The organism is Gluconobacter albidus, from assembly GCF_002723915.1.
Taxonomy (GTDB): Bacteria; Pseudomonadota; Alphaproteobacteria; order Acetobacterales; family Acetobacteraceae; genus Gluconobacter; species Gluconobacter albidus.
The window spans coordinates 1-14,090 of record NZ_BEWL01000022.1 but is presented as its reverse complement, the minus strand read 5'-3'; the positions used below and the strand labels follow the sequence as shown (position 1 = coordinate 14,090).

16 protein-coding genes and 2 pseudogenes are annotated in these 14,090 nt (G+C 51.0%); 5 read left to right on the top strand and 13 right to left on the bottom strand.

All coding sequences use genetic code 11. The annotated features are described in order from the left end of the window. From GAL01_RS14785 to GAL01_RS14775, 3 genes and pseudogenes are all read right to left on the bottom strand, one after another. Positions 1 to 355, bottom strand: a pseudogene (locus GAL01_RS14785) (transposase); the annotation flags it as partial. Positions 356 to 539: 184 nt separating this feature from the next. Further along, positions 540 to 1,706: a hypothetical protein gene (locus GAL01_RS14780; RefSeq protein ID WP_062027455.1), complete on the bottom strand. Its 1,167-nt coding sequence runs from the start codon at positions 1,704 to 1,706 to the stop codon at positions 540 to 542. 448 nt (positions 1,707 to 2,154) lie between these two features. Next, positions 2,155 to 2,355 (bottom strand): hypothetical protein, encoded by a 201-nt coding sequence (locus tag GAL01_RS14775; RefSeq protein ID WP_062027453.1) that lies wholly within the window; start codon positions 2,353 to 2,355, stop codon positions 2,155 to 2,157. Positions 2,356 to 2,458: 103 nt separating this feature from the next. On the opposite strand from GAL01_RS14775, the gene GAL01_RS14770 reads away from it, so the two are divergent. Next, complete coding sequence (locus GAL01_RS14770) at positions 2,459 to 2,671, top strand: helix-turn-helix domain-containing protein (protein ID WP_301271931.1); 213 nt, start codon at positions 2,459 to 2,461, stop codon at positions 2,669 to 2,671. Positions 2,672 to 2,758: 87 nt separating this feature from the next. Then, positions 2,759 to 2,899: a hypothetical protein gene (locus tag GAL01_RS15790; RefSeq protein WP_156476362.1), complete on the top strand. Its 141-nt coding sequence runs from the start codon at positions 2,759 to 2,761 to the stop codon at positions 2,897 to 2,899. Between the two features lie 56 nt (positions 2,900 to 2,955). Here the strand turns inward: GAL01_RS15790 and GAL01_RS14765 are convergent, their stop codons facing one another. The 9 genes from GAL01_RS14765 to GAL01_RS14730 form a co-directional block, all read right to left on the bottom strand. Further along, the gene (locus GAL01_RS14765; protein ID WP_062027449.1) at positions 2,956 to 3,342 is read right to left on the bottom strand and encodes a type II toxin-antitoxin system VapC family toxin; all 387 of its coding nucleotides are present in this window, start codon (positions 3,340 to 3,342) and stop codon (positions 2,956 to 2,958) included. Next, the gene (locus GAL01_RS14760; RefSeq protein ID WP_062027447.1) at positions 3,339 to 3,584 is read right to left on the bottom strand and encodes a type II toxin-antitoxin system Phd/YefM family antitoxin; all 246 of its coding nucleotides are present in this window, start codon (positions 3,582 to 3,584) and stop codon (positions 3,339 to 3,341) included. Before GAL01_RS14760 ends, GAL01_RS14765 begins: the two co-directional genes overlap by 4 nt. 153 nt (positions 3,585 to 3,737) lie before the next feature. Then, positions 3,738 to 4,166, bottom strand: coding sequence for a hypothetical protein (locus GAL01_RS16125; protein ID WP_231865213.1), 429 nt, complete (start codon positions 4,164 to 4,166; stop codon positions 3,738 to 3,740). 9 nt (positions 4,167 to 4,175) lie between these two features. Beyond that, positions 4,176 to 4,649 carry an exonuclease domain-containing protein gene (locus GAL01_RS16120; RefSeq protein WP_231865212.1) on the bottom strand — a complete coding sequence of 158 codons (474 nt, stop codon included), beginning with the start codon at positions 4,647 to 4,649 and terminating at the stop codon, positions 4,176 to 4,178. A gap of 235 nt (positions 4,650 to 4,884) precedes the next feature. Next, positions 4,885 to 5,796: a replication initiator protein A gene (locus GAL01_RS14750; RefSeq protein WP_211506528.1), complete on the bottom strand. Its 912-nt coding sequence runs from the start codon at positions 5,794 to 5,796 to the stop codon at positions 4,885 to 4,887. Positions 5,797 to 5,830: 34 nt separating this feature from the next. Next, on the bottom strand, positions 5,831 to 6,160 hold the full coding sequence (locus GAL01_RS14745; RefSeq protein WP_231865211.1) for a ribbon-helix-helix domain-containing protein: 330 nt from the start codon (positions 6,158 to 6,160) through the stop codon (positions 5,831 to 5,833). After that, positions 6,123 to 6,773, bottom strand: a complete 651-nt coding sequence (locus tag GAL01_RS14740; protein WP_082790604.1) for an AAA family ATPase — start codon at positions 6,771 to 6,773, stop codon at positions 6,123 to 6,125. The genes GAL01_RS14745 and GAL01_RS14740 overlap by 38 nt, the downstream gene beginning before the upstream one ends. 76 nt (positions 6,774 to 6,849) lie before the next feature. Then, complete coding sequence (locus GAL01_RS14735) at positions 6,850 to 7,431, bottom strand: tyrosine-type recombinase/integrase (RefSeq protein WP_306417719.1); 582 nt, start codon at positions 7,429 to 7,431, stop codon at positions 6,850 to 6,852. Positions 7,432 to 7,559: 128 nt separating this feature from the next. After that, positions 7,560 to 7,847, bottom strand: a complete 288-nt coding sequence (locus GAL01_RS14730; RefSeq protein ID WP_062027445.1) for a WGR domain-containing protein — start codon at positions 7,845 to 7,847, stop codon at positions 7,560 to 7,562. Between the two features lie 571 nt (positions 7,848 to 8,418). On the opposite strand from GAL01_RS14730, the gene GAL01_RS14725 reads away from it, so the two are divergent. The 3 genes from GAL01_RS14725 to mdoH are packed head-to-tail and all read left to right on the top strand — an operon-like array spanning position 8,419 to position 13,084. Then, the gene (locus GAL01_RS14725; RefSeq protein WP_145995661.1) at positions 8,419 to 9,579 is read left to right on the top strand and encodes a lipopolysaccharide biosynthesis protein; all 1,161 of its coding nucleotides are present in this window, start codon (positions 8,419 to 8,421) and stop codon (positions 9,577 to 9,579) included. A gap of 60 nt (positions 9,580 to 9,639) precedes the next feature. Next, positions 9,640 to 10,761, top strand: coding sequence for a polysaccharide biosynthesis/export family protein (locus GAL01_RS14720; RefSeq protein WP_082790603.1), 1,122 nt, complete (start codon positions 9,640 to 9,642; stop codon positions 10,759 to 10,761). Between the two features lie 19 nt (positions 10,762 to 10,780). After that, complete coding sequence (gene mdoH, locus GAL01_RS14715) at positions 10,781 to 13,084, top strand: glucans biosynthesis glucosyltransferase MdoH (protein WP_062027437.1); 2,304 nt, start codon at positions 10,781 to 10,783, stop codon at positions 13,082 to 13,084. Between the two features lie 331 nt (positions 13,085 to 13,415). Here mdoH and GAL01_RS14710 read toward each other — a convergent pair. Beyond that, positions 13,416 to 14,090 (bottom strand): annotated as a pseudogene (locus GAL01_RS14710) (transposase); the annotation flags it as partial.

The following is a 14,090-nucleotide window of genomic DNA, read 5'->3' as shown; positions in this document are numbered from 1 at the left end:
CCGGCATTCCGCAGGGTCGCGTCAAAGCGGTTGAACAAAACATCAATTGCTCCCGCCTGGGTCAGACGTTCCCGGAACAGCCAGACGGTTTTGGCATCAGGCACACGGTCCGACAGCCTCAGGCCAAGGAAACGCATGAACGACAGGTGGTCGTTGATCAGATATTCCGTCCGTTCATCAGACAGATTGTTCAGCGTCTGGATCACCAGGATCTTGAACATCAACACCGGATCAAATGGCGGTCGTCCGCCTTTGCTTCCGTCAGAATACGCCAGAGCCTTCTCCAGGTCAGGGCGGAAGACTTTAAAACCACAGCCCGGGAAAACGCTTCGAGCTGATCGCCAAGTCCGCTCAATCGAGCAAGTCGCTATTCAATATCAAAGAAACCAGCCTGCCTCATGATCCATGCCCCCAATCAGATCCGGAGAAATGGAATTATAGAAGAACCCTCCATCTGCATTTTTTCTAACATGTCAAACTGACGCGTCAAAAGAATACACTTTCTTTAACATGACAGGACGCAGAACTTTTCCCTGCTCTCAATAGAGCTCATCACGATTGGGCTTGCTGTTATGAACAACGGTTGTCCCACTTCCAGGGAACCGCCCTGCCCGCTTTTCTTCCCAGCTCAGACGCCGCGTCTTCTCTGGCTGTTCATTCTTCTTCTCTTCAGCCTGTTCAACGACTAGAACAGGCTGGATGGTGGCTCTGGAGACCTCTTTCAAAACAGGCGCGGCTTTCACCTGAAGAGCCCGCCGGACCCGCTCCCGAAAGGCTGGCAGCGGAATATCGAACGCTTCCCCATAACGATCCAGAAGCCAGAGACGGATTGATTCATACGACCAGCGTTCCGCAATGAATGTCTGGATCTGCTCCGCTTCCCGGACCAAGAGCACCCGACAGGCATCACGCCCCCGAGGAATGGGTAATCCTGTCTTACGATCTGCATTCACAACGGCCATTGTTTCTTCCTCAGGGCTCTCCTGTTTCAAGATCACAGGTTCTGTCCCGAAAGGCGTTTGTCCCATAAGCAGCCGCTGTACGACCTGGGCCGCTGGAACAGTCTCATCAGACCGGAAGCGGACGTAGCCCGGGCGTGCCGGTGGCTCCCAGGATTTCGCCTTCCGCCTGATACGCCCCCAGTCTTTTTTTGCAAAGCCGTGTAGTTCAAAGACCTGCTGCCGCACCCCCTTGAACCCCGGCAACCGCACCAGACGCGCCATGACAGCCTTGATGGCCTCGTCATTCCGTGTGGTCCGGATCGCAGCCTGGATCTCACCCTGCCATTCCTGCATACGCTCCCGGGTCATCCGCCAGGACCAGGAGATTTTTCCTTTCAGGCTCGGCAGCTGAACCAGTTCGAACTCCGTTCCCCAGCACAAGCGGCCATTCCTGTCTGAAGCCTTCCGACGTCCATGCTCTTGTTGAAAGGCTGCATTCTCTCCATCCGTAAATAACAGCCACCACAGAAAACGCGTCGTGCCTTGTTCAGGGTAGGCAAAGAAACGCACACCAGCTGCGCCCTGCTTCCGCTGACGACACCGCTGCCATCGGGACAGTCCTATGTCATAACGCTCTGCAAATTTCTCTTCGAGCGCCAGAAGTTTCTCTGCCGAGACAACCCCTGAGACATGCCAGACATACCCACGGGCCACAGCACTCTGGAGAGCCTGCATGACGGACGTCTTGTGCACCGGGATCTGCATCTCGCACCCTTATTCAATCCTGGAAATCCCAGTTTTCAGCGGCATCTCGGAAACTCACGGAAACGCTCGAATATGTTTGATAAAACATGATAACTCACGGTATCGCAACATCATGTAAATTAGAAACTTTGATAAAAAATGAGCTTCGCAACTTTATAATAGGAAGTTCCTCATAAATGCGAATGAGGAAAACATGCCTTCCGCACATCTGACTTGACCCTGGGCCAGAGAAATTTTCATACTGGGAAACGGATAGAGAGACGCCTCGCGAAAAAGACACTCTCTGTCCAAGCCTACAGCTTACTCAGCGGGTGACTTCAGAGCGGCCCCAACCGCTTGCCCCAAGGCTCAGGACATTCCCCCAATGTCCTGAGCTACTCATCTGCTACTCAGCAGACGCAGTCCGATAACCTGTCAAACCAAGGCAGGAGAGAGGAAAAGCTCTCCGTCAGGGGCGTTCGTGCCAGGGAACCGTACGCTTTTCTCCGAGATCGTGAGGATCAATTTCAATCCCGGCTTTCAGCAGGGCGCGCATCAGCACCTCTTTCTGGGTTGTATCCCGAAGAGCGGCTGTCCGGCTCAACGCCCGGATGGTTGATTCCGTGACTTTCACATTGAGATTGACGGCTTTCTGGCGCGGCTGCGGCATGGATTTCTTCCTAGCAAGAGAGAGGAAATGCAACGGAACAAGAAATTACATATTATAGTTGATAAACTTATAGTGTGTAAGTCGTCACGGTCCCTGCATGGACATGAAACGACTTGTCGGGAAGAATTTTGCCCGCCTGCGGCAGGAGAAGGGGCTGACCCAGGAACAGGTGGAAGAACGCTCCGGGTTCAGCCAGCAGTATCTGAGCGGTCTGGAGCGGGGTCACCGCAACCCGACAGTCGTGACGCTGTACGAACTGGCACAGGCGCTTGAAACGACGCCTGTGGAGTTCCTGAAGCCTGTCAGTTTCGACTAAACGCTCCTGCTGGAAATCAAACGTGGGGAAACTGCAGGTGTTGATGAAGATCCGCAGGCAGTTTTGGATCTGAACAGGAGACATCACATGAAACACCTGTCGCTGATTTTCATGGCCCTGACGCTTCTTCTTTTACCGGCTTCAGGCTTTGCCCGGACCACAGGAGACTGGCTGCCCCGACGCCGGGAACAGATCAGAACGTCCCGACATCACGCTGCTGGTCGCTGAATGAACCGACGTCAGAGGCAGTCTGAGAAACATCAGCAAGAGATGTCAGGTATTTTTCAGACTGCTTCGATCGGCCCGGGATAGGCCTGTACGAGCGGATCATGGGTCAACAGCAGCAGCCCCTCCACCGTGGCCTGAGCCACGAGGATGCGGTCAAAAGGATCCCTATGCACATCGGGCAGCTGCCCGACCGTCAGGGCATGCTGACCGGTGACGGGCAGTTCCTCGTAGCCGTTTTCAATCAGACCGCGTCGTAGCAGATGGGGATCGATCTGGAAGTCTGCACGTCCCAGTCCTGCCTTGATGGTGACTTCCCACAGGCTGGCAGCACTGAACACCAGATTATTGTCCTGATCTTCCATCAGGGATCTTGCACACACTGACAGCCTGTCAGGTTCTCCGGCAGCCCAGAGCAGAAGATGGGTATCCAGAAGCAGTTTCATACCGAACCGTCGAACAGGGAAATGACATCTTCCTGGCCCATGCGATCAAAATTTTCCGGAACCCGGATCTGTCCGGCCAGAAAACCCAGACGGCGCTTCTGTGTCTCTTCGGGAGCCGTAATCGGGCTGACCCGCACCATCGGCCGGCCGGCTTTGGCAATGATGAAGCTTTCCCCTTTCATGGCGGCCTCGATCAACCGGGATAGATTGGTTTTGGCTTCGTGAATATTGACTGTGCGCATGACAGAAAACTCCTGATCCAGATCACGAAAACTTAGTCATACTGATTTAGTTTATCAAGAGAGATCTTTCTGTTGCCGGTATTACGATACGACAGCTTCAAATCGTCAGATCCGGAAGTAAGCAGCTTACAGCTTACGCCCTCGTCCCGGGCCTCAGACCCGACTGGTAAAGCGGTCTCCTGCTTCGACGGGGCGGACGATGATATCCGCCTCCCGCTGATAGATTTCGGTGCGGAGAAAGCGGATTTCGTCTTCAGCCTCTTCAGGTGGTTTGTCGATGAACCAGGCTTTGGGCCGGCCATCAGAACCGTCGTTCCAGCGGTACCCCCGGGCCTTGAGTGTGTCTTTGAGCTCGAAGGGCGCGTATTCGGCCCACAGACGCTTCCAGACTGTTCTGGCACGCTCCAGTAGCAGGGATAGGGCGGAGCGGTTCTCCGGGAAGCCTGTATGGCCCAAAAGGGCGATGGCAGCCTGACAGTCATCCACTGCCCGGTGCCCGTCAAAGAAAAATCTGGCCTGCAAACCCAGATGCCCCAGTTTGCGCCTCTCAAAGCCTGCCTTGTTCCAAGGAACGTCTTCCATGGAGCAGGCCTAGGGTCTGTTCACAAAAGTCGGGCAGAAGCGTTCGAGGAAAGGACGATCGAATGCAGCGTTATGAGTAATCACTAGACTGGCATCCGGGGCGAAAGCCGTCACGTTGTCAGCCGAGACGGTCTGGCCGGCCAGACGTTCGGGCGTCAGCCTTGTCAGATCCTGGACAAGGGAGGGTAAGGGAATGGAAGGTTCTCGCAGACGGCTGAAGGCAGGTAGGGTTCCGAGCAGGATCCCGTCGATGCGATAAATGAACGGAACCATGCCAATTTCGATGATTTCGTCCTGTCGAGGATTCAAACCGGTGGTCTCCAGATTTACAAATAGACCGGTGCGCAGCCCCCTGCCCTCTGGTCTGTGGCTCAGAACGGAAGGACGCAGGCGTCTGAGCACCCGATAATCTTTCGAAGCTTCCAGACGGTTGGCCAGAGCGTCCAGAGTTCGGTTAGGAGGAGGAAAGTTATCCACAGGCATTCGGGTTTCAAATAGTTTTAAATGTTTTAAAGAGTTTTAGGAACGGAAAAGTCGATTTCACCGTTTTTTATCAATGCTTTGTAAGGAAGGGCGGTTCCTAAAAGACGGAGTTTGGTTCCTAAAAGACGGAAATCGGTTCCTAAAAGACGGAGTTTGGTTCCTAAAAGACGGAATTTTCACAGGTGGGTGAGACAGATTAAGGCTTTTCACCTTAAAGCCGGCCCTTCTCCGTCTATTAGGAACCTAAAGAAGAATGGTGCTTCTCTAAACGGTATCTCATGATTAGAAGTGGTCCGTCTCGCCCACTTTCTTCGTGAAGGTCATATTCAGGCAGGTCGTTCCGTTTAACAAACTCTCTAAGTTCGTATGAACATCTTTTAAAAGTTCCTTGGCTACCACTACGTTCATAAATCAACCGAAATGACCATTTAGCTTCATTTTTCCCAGCAGCTACTCTTGCCAATCTATACAGAAATCTTCCGAGTCCAGGTTTTAAAAGGAAATAATCTGGATGGACGGTAAGAACTTCAGGATTTTCTGACTCAACTACTGCCGAGTATAGCCAGTTAGGAAGCTCTATCTCTACAGCCATTACACGCCCAGTATCTTCATATGATATGGTTTTGTAATCGTTTATTAAGCCAGACCCAGTAGTTTCTCGGATTGTACGGCCACCCCTAATTTTCTTTTCACCACGAACTATTTCAAGAGAAGTTTGTTTAAGGCGCCGCAAAGCGGATTCAACTGCTTCATATTGCCTGCCGCCATCAGATTGACGACAAAATTTTAATATGTCTGATACTTGAGGAGAAAAAATTCGGCCAGGCTTTTCTCCTAGACCAGACCGATATTTATTCATTGCTTCGGTTAAGTATGAAATACCCATTAAAATTATATCATAGTCCCAAATAGACGCCATGCCATCAGGACCACTAGTTATACGTACATAACCATCAGGGAGATGATGTATCATTACATCATTTGCGCGTTTATCTTTTTTAGACAGACGAAATACTGCGACATCCATAACGCCACGATTATCTTTTGTCGCAATATCGTATAATCCGGGAACAAAAAAATCCCCTTGCTCTTGGCCAGATGGAGCGGAGCGGAAAGTTTTGCTAGAGGGATCTTTTTCAATACCCATGAGATATTTTTCCAATACTAATTGGATATTAAATTCACTTAAAAACATCTCCTTCTAAGGCTCTATAAATCGCCATATTTATAATCCCTGCGCGGGCCTGACCGGTTCTTTTGGCAATTTCGTCAACGCGCTGCAGTAATTCTGGGGCAATCGTCAAACTGATTTGCCGCTTATGTCCTTTAGGTATGCCCTTGTTGTATGCTTCTGGGGTTGAGCTTGTGGAACCCCCGCCATCCGGTGCCCCCGCAATGAATGCATCCTCTACCGAAGGAGATATTGGTCTCTGGGGTCTTTTTAAAATGGCCATTTTGATATCCTTATAATATTTATTTAATATTAAAAAGGTATTCAGATAATTTTTCAAGCTCTTTGCAAGCCTTTGCGTCTTTTACGGGCATCTCCGAAACAGCTAACCCAGCCCCACTGGCGTTACTGAATGCTTTTCGGCGTCGGATAGGCATATCTAAATATTGAAACTGCTTCACCTCGGACACAGCAGATGCTGCTTCTGAGTTATCCGATGAATGCAAACCCGGATCTGCCTGGTTCATAACAGCAAAGCAATTTAAGCCGTCTCGGACGCTGCGTGCTTCATCAATTAGCTTAGCCATATCATCGAGAGCCCACACATCGTATGAGCGTGGAGCAAATGGAACTAACAAAATATCCGATAAAATTAATGAAGCGCGTAGAGCTGTAGAATCTCTGCCCCCTGCATCTATAATGATATCATCCCATTTGTTTTTCTGCTGTTGGATTTGTCCTCGTAAAGTAGGACCGTCTGCATATTGTGCACAGGCAATTCCAGGGTTCTGATTCGCTTCTGTACGAATAGAAATTGCAGAAACTGCTGTTCCTTGGCGATCTCCATCGATCAACCAGACATCTCTTCCTTGAAGCGCTCTGAAAATAGCGATTTGAACTGCAAGAGTGGTTTTCCCTACGCCGCCTTTCGTGTTACCAACAGTGAGAATCATATAACATCCCTTTGATATTCTTTTAATATTAAAAGAATCTTCTATAAGCACTTAAAGAAGTCTCTAAAAATATGTTTTAGATTAACCACATTTTCCTTGCAATGGTCTGCTCCTCGTCGCCGGAGGCGTTGGCGTAGATGGCGGTGGTGGAGAGCTGGGCATGGCCGAGCCATTTCTGCACGAGATTGAGCGGAATGCCGGTGGAGACGGCCGCCACGCCAAAGGCATGCCGCAGGCCCTTGGGGGAGGCGGCGGGTCCGGACAGACCAGCCTCGGCCATGACCCGGTGCACCATGCGCCAGCCGGTCATGCGGGCCACCGGCCACAGACGCAGGGAGCGACCCCGGTCCCGACGCGCTTGCGCTTCGCGGACGCCGTGCACCAGATCAAGCGCCTCGAGCAGGGGAGGGGGAACGGGAACGGCCCGATAGATCCCGTCCTGACGTTTCTTCAGACTTTCGAACACCAGCACGCCGCCGGCCAGATCCACCCGGTCGGCGCTCAGGGCCAGGGCCTCGGACAGGCGGCACCCCGACCAAGCCAGGGTCATGGCGAGGGTGCGGACATTGCGCGGCGCCCGCTCGGCCACTTTCAGGAAAGCGGTGCGCTCGGAGACGGTCAGATATTTCCGCGCTCCCGAGGGATCAAACAGCTGCATCCCCGCCTGCGGCGCCACGCCGCCGCCAGACGGCGTCTTCCTGTTACCTCCCCGAGGTGCAGGAGCCTGAGGCTCCTGCCGGGAGCGCGAGGGCAGCGCCCTCGTTTTCACCGTCACATCGCTTGCTGTCATCCGTCCGTTTCCTCTCGATAGCCCCGACGCTGCTTCACCCGCACCCAACGGATCAGCTCTGCTTGCGCAGCGACCGGATCGCCGAAACGCTCCCGCCGTTCCTGACCAGTGGTCCCGAGACGCCCCCAGGAGCGGACAAGGACAGTGCCGCCAAAGAGATCATCCTGCAGGGTCAGACGGTAGAAGCGCCAACAATTGGTCGCCGGGTCGATCCGCTGCAGACGGGCGCTCTCGGGAAAGAGACTGAACTGGCGGGGCGGGGCCATTTGCGGGGCTTTGGTCATGAGATCCCGAAAAGTGTAACAGACCCAGCTTCGGAGCGTCAGGGTCTATACTCTTCAGGGATACGGATTTTGGGGCTTTTCCGCTGATCGTGAGAGCCGGATGAGGAGGGCCATGTCCTCAGGCATGGGAATGGAAGGAGTAGTCTGTTACACTATAGGTAATAGGGAAACACTCAGCTTCCTTTGATATTTAAAATTCATAAATGATTTTTTCTTATATTTCATTATCGATGACTGAACTTCTTATTGTTCAACCTCGGCTAAGTCAGAGACCACTAGTTCAATTTACTTGACTCAAAAGCTATGATTCCGTTTAGTAATGACAATAATGACTAAGATCTATTTATTAAAATACCTTATTTATAAAATATAAATGTATACTATTTTGAATTTTCTATGAGATCTATGACGCTACTAGCCATAGCAACAAAAAAAAACGCATTCTGTAATGAAATGAATAATAGGGGGTTACGTAAGTTTAACTTTTGAGCTAAGAGCCGCCAGGTAAAATTTTAGAAATGAAACTTCAAGTTCACCTCCAATGCAGATCTCCGATAAGGCGCCTCCCCGAATGAATTTCAAGCACGAAGAAATCTTGAAATCCGAAGACAAAGTAAAAAACTATACAAAGTCTGGATCTGCAAAGGTTACAATACCGCACATCCCTTCGACAAAAAGCGCTTCAGCCTCAAAAAGACCCTTTTGGCGCTCTCCGCTCAATGTTATTACACTTTTCATTCCGAATGCAATTTCCATACTATATTTTGGGGTTTTATCGTCTCCAGTCTACGTTTCAACCAGTAGTCTGATTGTAACAAATCCTGTCAAAGATACGGATAGCCTGACTTCACTTCTCTCAGGAAGTTCCGGTTCCTCAAGTGACGGCGCGTATGTACTGAAATCTTTCATCGGTTCTTGGGATGAATATCGCCGGATTGATGCACAGTATGATTTGGCGCATGCTTATTCAAACGGTGATCTCTACGCCCGCTACGGTGGGCTCAGCATGTTGTTCCATAATAATGATGTTGCACGTTGGCATTATTATCAAAACCAAGTTGCTGTGGATGTCGATGAACGCAGTGGCATCACGACAATCAATGTGCGCGGTTTCGAGCCCAATGTAGCATCTGGAATCGCTCGGGCAGTTGTGGCTGATGCAATTGCACACATCAATTCCATGAATCAGGCATCTGAAGACAATTTTGTTTCAACGGCAAAAAAACATGCAGATGCCCTTCGCGACGCAATAACCGCCGACGAACTGGCTCTTTCCGCATTCCGGTCTGATAAAGGCATATACGATCCAGAGCAGTACAACGAAGCGCTCCTGACGGAAGTCCAGAGTCTGACCGCTAAAAATATTGATCTTAATGCTCAATATCAGGCACTTACTCACGGCGCAGCCAACAACCCTATGGTTTATAATTATCAGTCTCAGATGGCAGTGCTTGAAAAGGCAATATTGGGCGTCAATCGTAATGCCGCAACAATTGCGCAGATTACTCCCGCATATAATGCGTTGACCCTTCGCCGGGAGACAGACATCGCTTTGCTCAAACAGGCAGAAATTGCGGCTCAAGAAGCATCGTTCAAAGCCGGTCAGAACCATTATTCATTAAATATGATTAGTGCTCCGTCCGAACCCCACGCGCCGGAACTGCCTCATCGCCTATGGCGTGTGCTTGAAGTCGCTGCAGTTACGGTACTCCTGCGTCTCATTGCTGGCTGATCAGGTCTGCCAACTTTACCCATTTTGTATTACCGCGCGCAATCAAGGCCACATCTTCTCATGAAAACGTTTTCCTCGTGCTCTGCTGCTGCCATCATCGCCTGCCTGTCCTTGACGGGGTGCGCTCTACCCAATGGCGGCCCGCTAGCGGGCACGGTCCAGGAAACCCGCGATACAGCAGTCATCAAAGTAACTCCGGCTCTGGCCAATCAGATGATTCTGGCATCCCGGGCGCGGCAGCAGGCCTTGCTTGATGCTGCATTGACTGCTCTTTCCGGATCTTTTGAAAAGCGGGATTATCGTCTGCATCCTGGAGACAGTATCCAAATTGCACTTTGGACATTTTCTCCTTTGCCTGGCCAGGCCCAGTCCACCAGTGACAGCGGCGGACCTGCTCCCCTTCCTTTGGGAAATTTCCAGCTTGATGTACATGGCAATGTCTCTCTGCCGTATATAAGAGGTGTGCATCTTGCAGGACTGACAGGTCCTCAGGCCGAACAAACCATCAATCATTACTATGAATCTTTACATGTACTGCAGTCGCCATCAGCGACCGTAACAATCGCAAGCGGATCACGGAGCAGCATTCTCGTTACTGGATCCGTAGGAAAGCCAGGCATTCTTCCTTGGAGTCCTGGTGGACTTACCATGGCAGAAGCTCTGACATTGTCGATGGGGAATGCATCGGCAGCATCTTCCAGCGCCGCAGTACCCGGCCAGCAGACGGCGACAACTGTCAGCGTCTATCGTGCAGGAAAGGATCCTGTAACACTACCTATTGCCAATGCACTGGAGAACGCCATTGCATTGCAGCCGGGAGACAAACTGATCGTCCACTCCCAGCCAACAGTTCAGGCTCTGGTTCTTGGTGGCGGCGCGACCCGGGCGGGAAGCTATGGCTTTGGTGAGGTTCCGTCGTTGGCGCAGGTTCTTGCGCAAGCTCAGGGGCTAAATCCAAACGCGGCCAATGCACGGCATATTTTCGTATTTCGGCAGAGCATGAAAACCGGCAGTGCTCTCTATGATTTTGATTTTAATAGTGGGGTCGGAATTCTGACAGCCCAGACCTTCCCTATCGAAGATCGGGACATTGTATATGTGGCGGAATCGCCTATTATTCCCGTTTCCCGCGTGCTGAACACCATCTTCCAGATGGCACTTCCAGCAACAATCGCCCGCTGACGAATAAGTATAGCTGCTTGTGTCGACGGTTAATTTTGAATCTTATCTCTATTATGCAGGTCTTTCTAAACAGGAGGCCGCATATACTGCTACACATCTTAAGAGTTGGGATGATCTCCATCGCTGGTTAAGTGAAAATCAGGAAAATGATTTTCAGCCTGTTCCAGACCGCGTTCCCATCGGAACCCCTTTCCTGGAAACCAACTGGCGGATCAATCTGCGGAATCGCCTGCGCAAAGTAGAAGAGACCCATCAGCCTGTTGGAGAGCCGCCCCTGTGGCCGAAGGTCGTAGACCGGCGGCGCCAGCTTGCGATGATTTTTTCTCTTGGACTAACCGCGTTGATGACGATTATCTCCAACATTACGCTGGTCACAGAACACATCTCGGATAACTGGCGCCATGCATACCTGATTATCTATGCGATCATGACCTATTTCATGATCGCAACTTTCGCAAAGCTTGGACTTGGTTCATGGCACGCATTACGCGGTCCGGCAGGCAATCCGTGGCACCCTAGCCATACCGCGCGGGATCCACGAGCCAACATTCGCACAGCAATCATTTATCCGGTATACCATGAAGATGCTGCACGCGTTGTCGCAGGCCTGACGGCTACGTGGGAGTCCATCAAACGACATGCCCCAGACTACGCCAGTCAGTATGATCTTTTCCTATTGTCTGACAGTCGGAAGCCCGAGTACTGGGTTGCGGAACAGGCAGCTCTCCATACAGCACAAGCCGCCAATCCGGATGCAAGATTTTATTACCGTTGGAGACCGTCAAATCATAATGCCAAGCTTGGCAACGTAATCGATTTCTGTCGCCGCTGGGGTAAAACCTACGAGTATATGGTCGTCATGGATGCGGATAGTATCATGAATGGGGGCACTATCCATTCAATGGTGCGCATGATGGAAGGAAATCACCGACTGGGGATACTGCAAAGCAATCCGACGCCAATTTTACGCGAAAGCCTCTTCGGTCGCATGCAGCAGTTTGCTGGTCGCCTGTATGGGTCTGCTTTCTCATACAGTCTACAAGCAATGTATATGGGGCATGCCCAGTATATCGGCCATAATGCCATCATTAGGATGGATCCTTTCATCAAGTACTGCATTTTGCCGGAGTTGTCGGGAAGTTCGCCTTGGGGCGGCAAACCCCTGAGCCATGATATTATTGAAGCCGCCATGATGGCACGCATGGGGTACGAAGTATGGTTTATGCCTGAACTCAAAGGTAGTTATGAGGAAATCCCAGCGAATATTTTAGGCTTCCTTATCCGGGAGCGACGCTGGATGCAGGGGAATCTGCAACATTTACGTTTTCTTTTTGTTAATGGCCTGCATACCATCCATCGTGAGACCTTCCTAAATGGGTTGATGGGATATCTTTCTGCACCACTCTGGGCCGCGTTTTTATTCGTATCAGCCTATTCGATGGTATCGTTTCTTCGCCATGGCACATTAAATCTGGGAGCTATGTCGACTGTGGAAGTGCCCGCCATGCTGATGCTTGCCGCATCCATGGTTTTCCTATTTCTGCCACGAATTTTGGCTATTGTTCTTAATTTTTCGAAGCCCCGTGCCAGACTGTATGGGGGACGCACGAAAATCATTGTCTCGATCCTGCTAGAAACAATTTTCTCAATGTTTTTCGCGCCGATTATTATGATCTACATCACAAAATTCGTGTGGCAATGGGCGATCCGTAAAAGTGTTTCCTGGGGCACACAGCAACGAGACGACGCTCCTTTGCCTTGGCTTGACTGCTTTCGACACTTTGGGTGGGTTATGGTGATTGGTTTGCTGTGTTCCTACCTTCTTTACAGACAGGTGCTGCTCGTACCAGCACAGACAGTCGCGTTAATGTCACTTGTCTCTGGTCACCTACTTAGCCCTGCCAGTGTCTTTTTCTGGTTTTTTCCTATCCTGGGTGGATTTGTTCTGAGCGCCCTAATTGTCCGCTTCACAAGTCGATCTTTTCCCTTACTCCGGAAAGCACGTCTATTTGCAATTCCAGAGGAAGTGGAGGTACCCCCTGAGCTAAGTGACCTTGAAAAATGGGAACAATATCTACGCCAGCATATACCGGATCCAGAGCAGGATCGTCATGCGCTTCGTTATGCGATTAGTGATCCGTTTTTTTATGTACGTCATCGCCCACAAACACGAATTAAGCCTCATATTGCCGACGCACTGCTACCCAAGATCCGACAAGGGATGCCGTTGACCATCAAGGAATTTACATACGCCATACGAGAGCGTCGCTGTTATGATGCCCTTCATCGGGCTGCCATATTGGGCAACATAATGCAGAAATAAGCACTCGAACAGAAAACAACTGGGGGATCGAAGAACCATTAATCGACGGCTCCTTCTCCCGATTTCAGGTTTCAGGTTTCAGGTTTCTAATGTATTGATTGATGGTTCCTGATCCTGAATTTTTACTCCGCTTCTGCCACAGAGCGTAAAGGTTTAACTCTGTACTACACGTGGGCGGTTAATCCTCTGCTCCCGGAAGAGAAGAGGACGCGGCCATATTATAAACGATATTGTCCGGTATTTCCTAGCTTTTGGCGATTTGATTGACGGTTTTTTGGGGCGTTTTCTGTTTGCGTTTTGAGCAGATCGAGTGCTGTCCCCCACTGGATGACTACGCGCTCGCGCTGATCCGCTTTAGGAAGAGAAAGCGGCGCATGTTGTAGACAATATTGACCAATCCGATCCTCGTGGTGGCTCGGGTGATGCCGACGGTTTGGACGAGCAGCTCCGTCTGATCGGCAAAGACATGCTCGACACGAGATCGGATCACCGACTTTCCAGCATTCGATTTCTGGATATGCCGGGGCATAGGCTTGAGATAAGGCTTCTTCCTGTGAACCTTTGAGACAAAGCCCTGCTTTCCCATGAAGTCTTCGTTGGCTTTGGAGCGATACGCCGTGTCTGCCCAGACGCCTGAGGCCGTATTGGTTTTATCCAGCAGCCCTTCTCGCAATCGCGCACCATCACTGGCGGCGGCATCTGTCGTCTTCCATTTCCGGATGAAGCGGAACTTCAGGTCGATGGAGACATGGGCCTTGTAGCCAAAGAACGGAATGGCCAGATCCGTTGTCGGGATCGTCCCGTCATCCTGTCGCTTCGCCTTCGTGAATTTCAGTGTCCATCGTGCATGACGATCCTTGTGCGACAGCTTTGCCGGCTTGTCCTGCCAGTCCTGTGAGATCCGTCCTTCCCCGCAGATCGGCCTTCTCCTCATTGGTATTGCGCTGCTTTGGGGCCGCTACCAGTGTAGCGTCTAGGATCTGGCCTGACATGGGGAGATAACCGG

Bases quoted from the DNA above. Each gene is read 5' to 3' on its own strand.
- GAL01_RS15790 (WP_156476362.1), top strand. From the start codon at position 2,759: ATGAAACACCTGTCGCTGATTTTCATGGCCCTGACGCTTCTTCTTTTA.
- GAL01_RS16120 (WP_231865212.1), bottom strand. From the start codon at position 4,649: ATGCCTGTGGATAACTTTCCTCCTCCTAACCGAACTCTGGACGCTCTG.
- GAL01_RS14740 (WP_082790604.1), bottom strand. From the start codon at position 6,773: ATGATTCTCACTGTTGGTAACACGAAAGGCGGCGTAGGGAAAACCACT.
- GAL01_RS14735 (WP_306417719.1), bottom strand. From the start codon at position 7,431: ATGCAGCTGTTTGATCCCTCGGGAGCGCGGAAATATCTGACCGTCTCC.
- GAL01_RS14725 (WP_145995661.1), top strand. From the start codon at position 8,419: ATGAATTTCAAGCACGAAGAAATCTTGAAATCCGAAGACAAAGTAAAA.
- GAL01_RS14780 (WP_062027455.1), bottom strand. From the start codon at position 1,706: ATGCAGATCCCGGTGCACAAGACGTCCGTCATGCAGGCTCTCCAGAGT.
- GAL01_RS14750 (WP_211506528.1), bottom strand. From the start codon at position 5,796: ATGGGTATTGAAAAAGATCCCTCTAGCAAAACTTTCCGCTCCGCTCCA.
- GAL01_RS14775 (WP_062027453.1), bottom strand. From the start codon at position 2,355: ATGCCGCAGCCGCGCCAGAAAGCCGTCAATCTCAATGTGAAAGTCACG.
- GAL01_RS14730 (WP_062027445.1), bottom strand. From the start codon at position 7,847: ATGACCAAAGCCCCGCAAATGGCCCCGCCCCGCCAGTTCAGTCTCTTT.
- GAL01_RS14720 (WP_082790603.1), top strand. From the start codon at position 9,640: ATGAAAACGTTTTCCTCGTGCTCTGCTGCTGCCATCATCGCCTGCCTG.
- GAL01_RS14770 (WP_301271931.1), top strand. From the start codon at position 2,459: ATGAAACGACTTGTCGGGAAGAATTTTGCCCGCCTGCGGCAGGAGAAG.
- GAL01_RS14760 (WP_062027447.1), bottom strand. From the start codon at position 3,584: ATGCGCACAGTCAATATTCACGAAGCCAAAACCAATCTATCCCGGTTG.
- GAL01_RS16125 (WP_231865213.1), bottom strand. From the start codon at position 4,166: ATGGAAGACGTTCCTTGGAACAAGGCAGGCTTTGAGAGGCGCAAACTG.
- GAL01_RS14765 (WP_062027449.1), bottom strand. From the start codon at position 3,342: ATGAAACTGCTTCTGGATACCCATCTTCTGCTCTGGGCTGCCGGAGAA.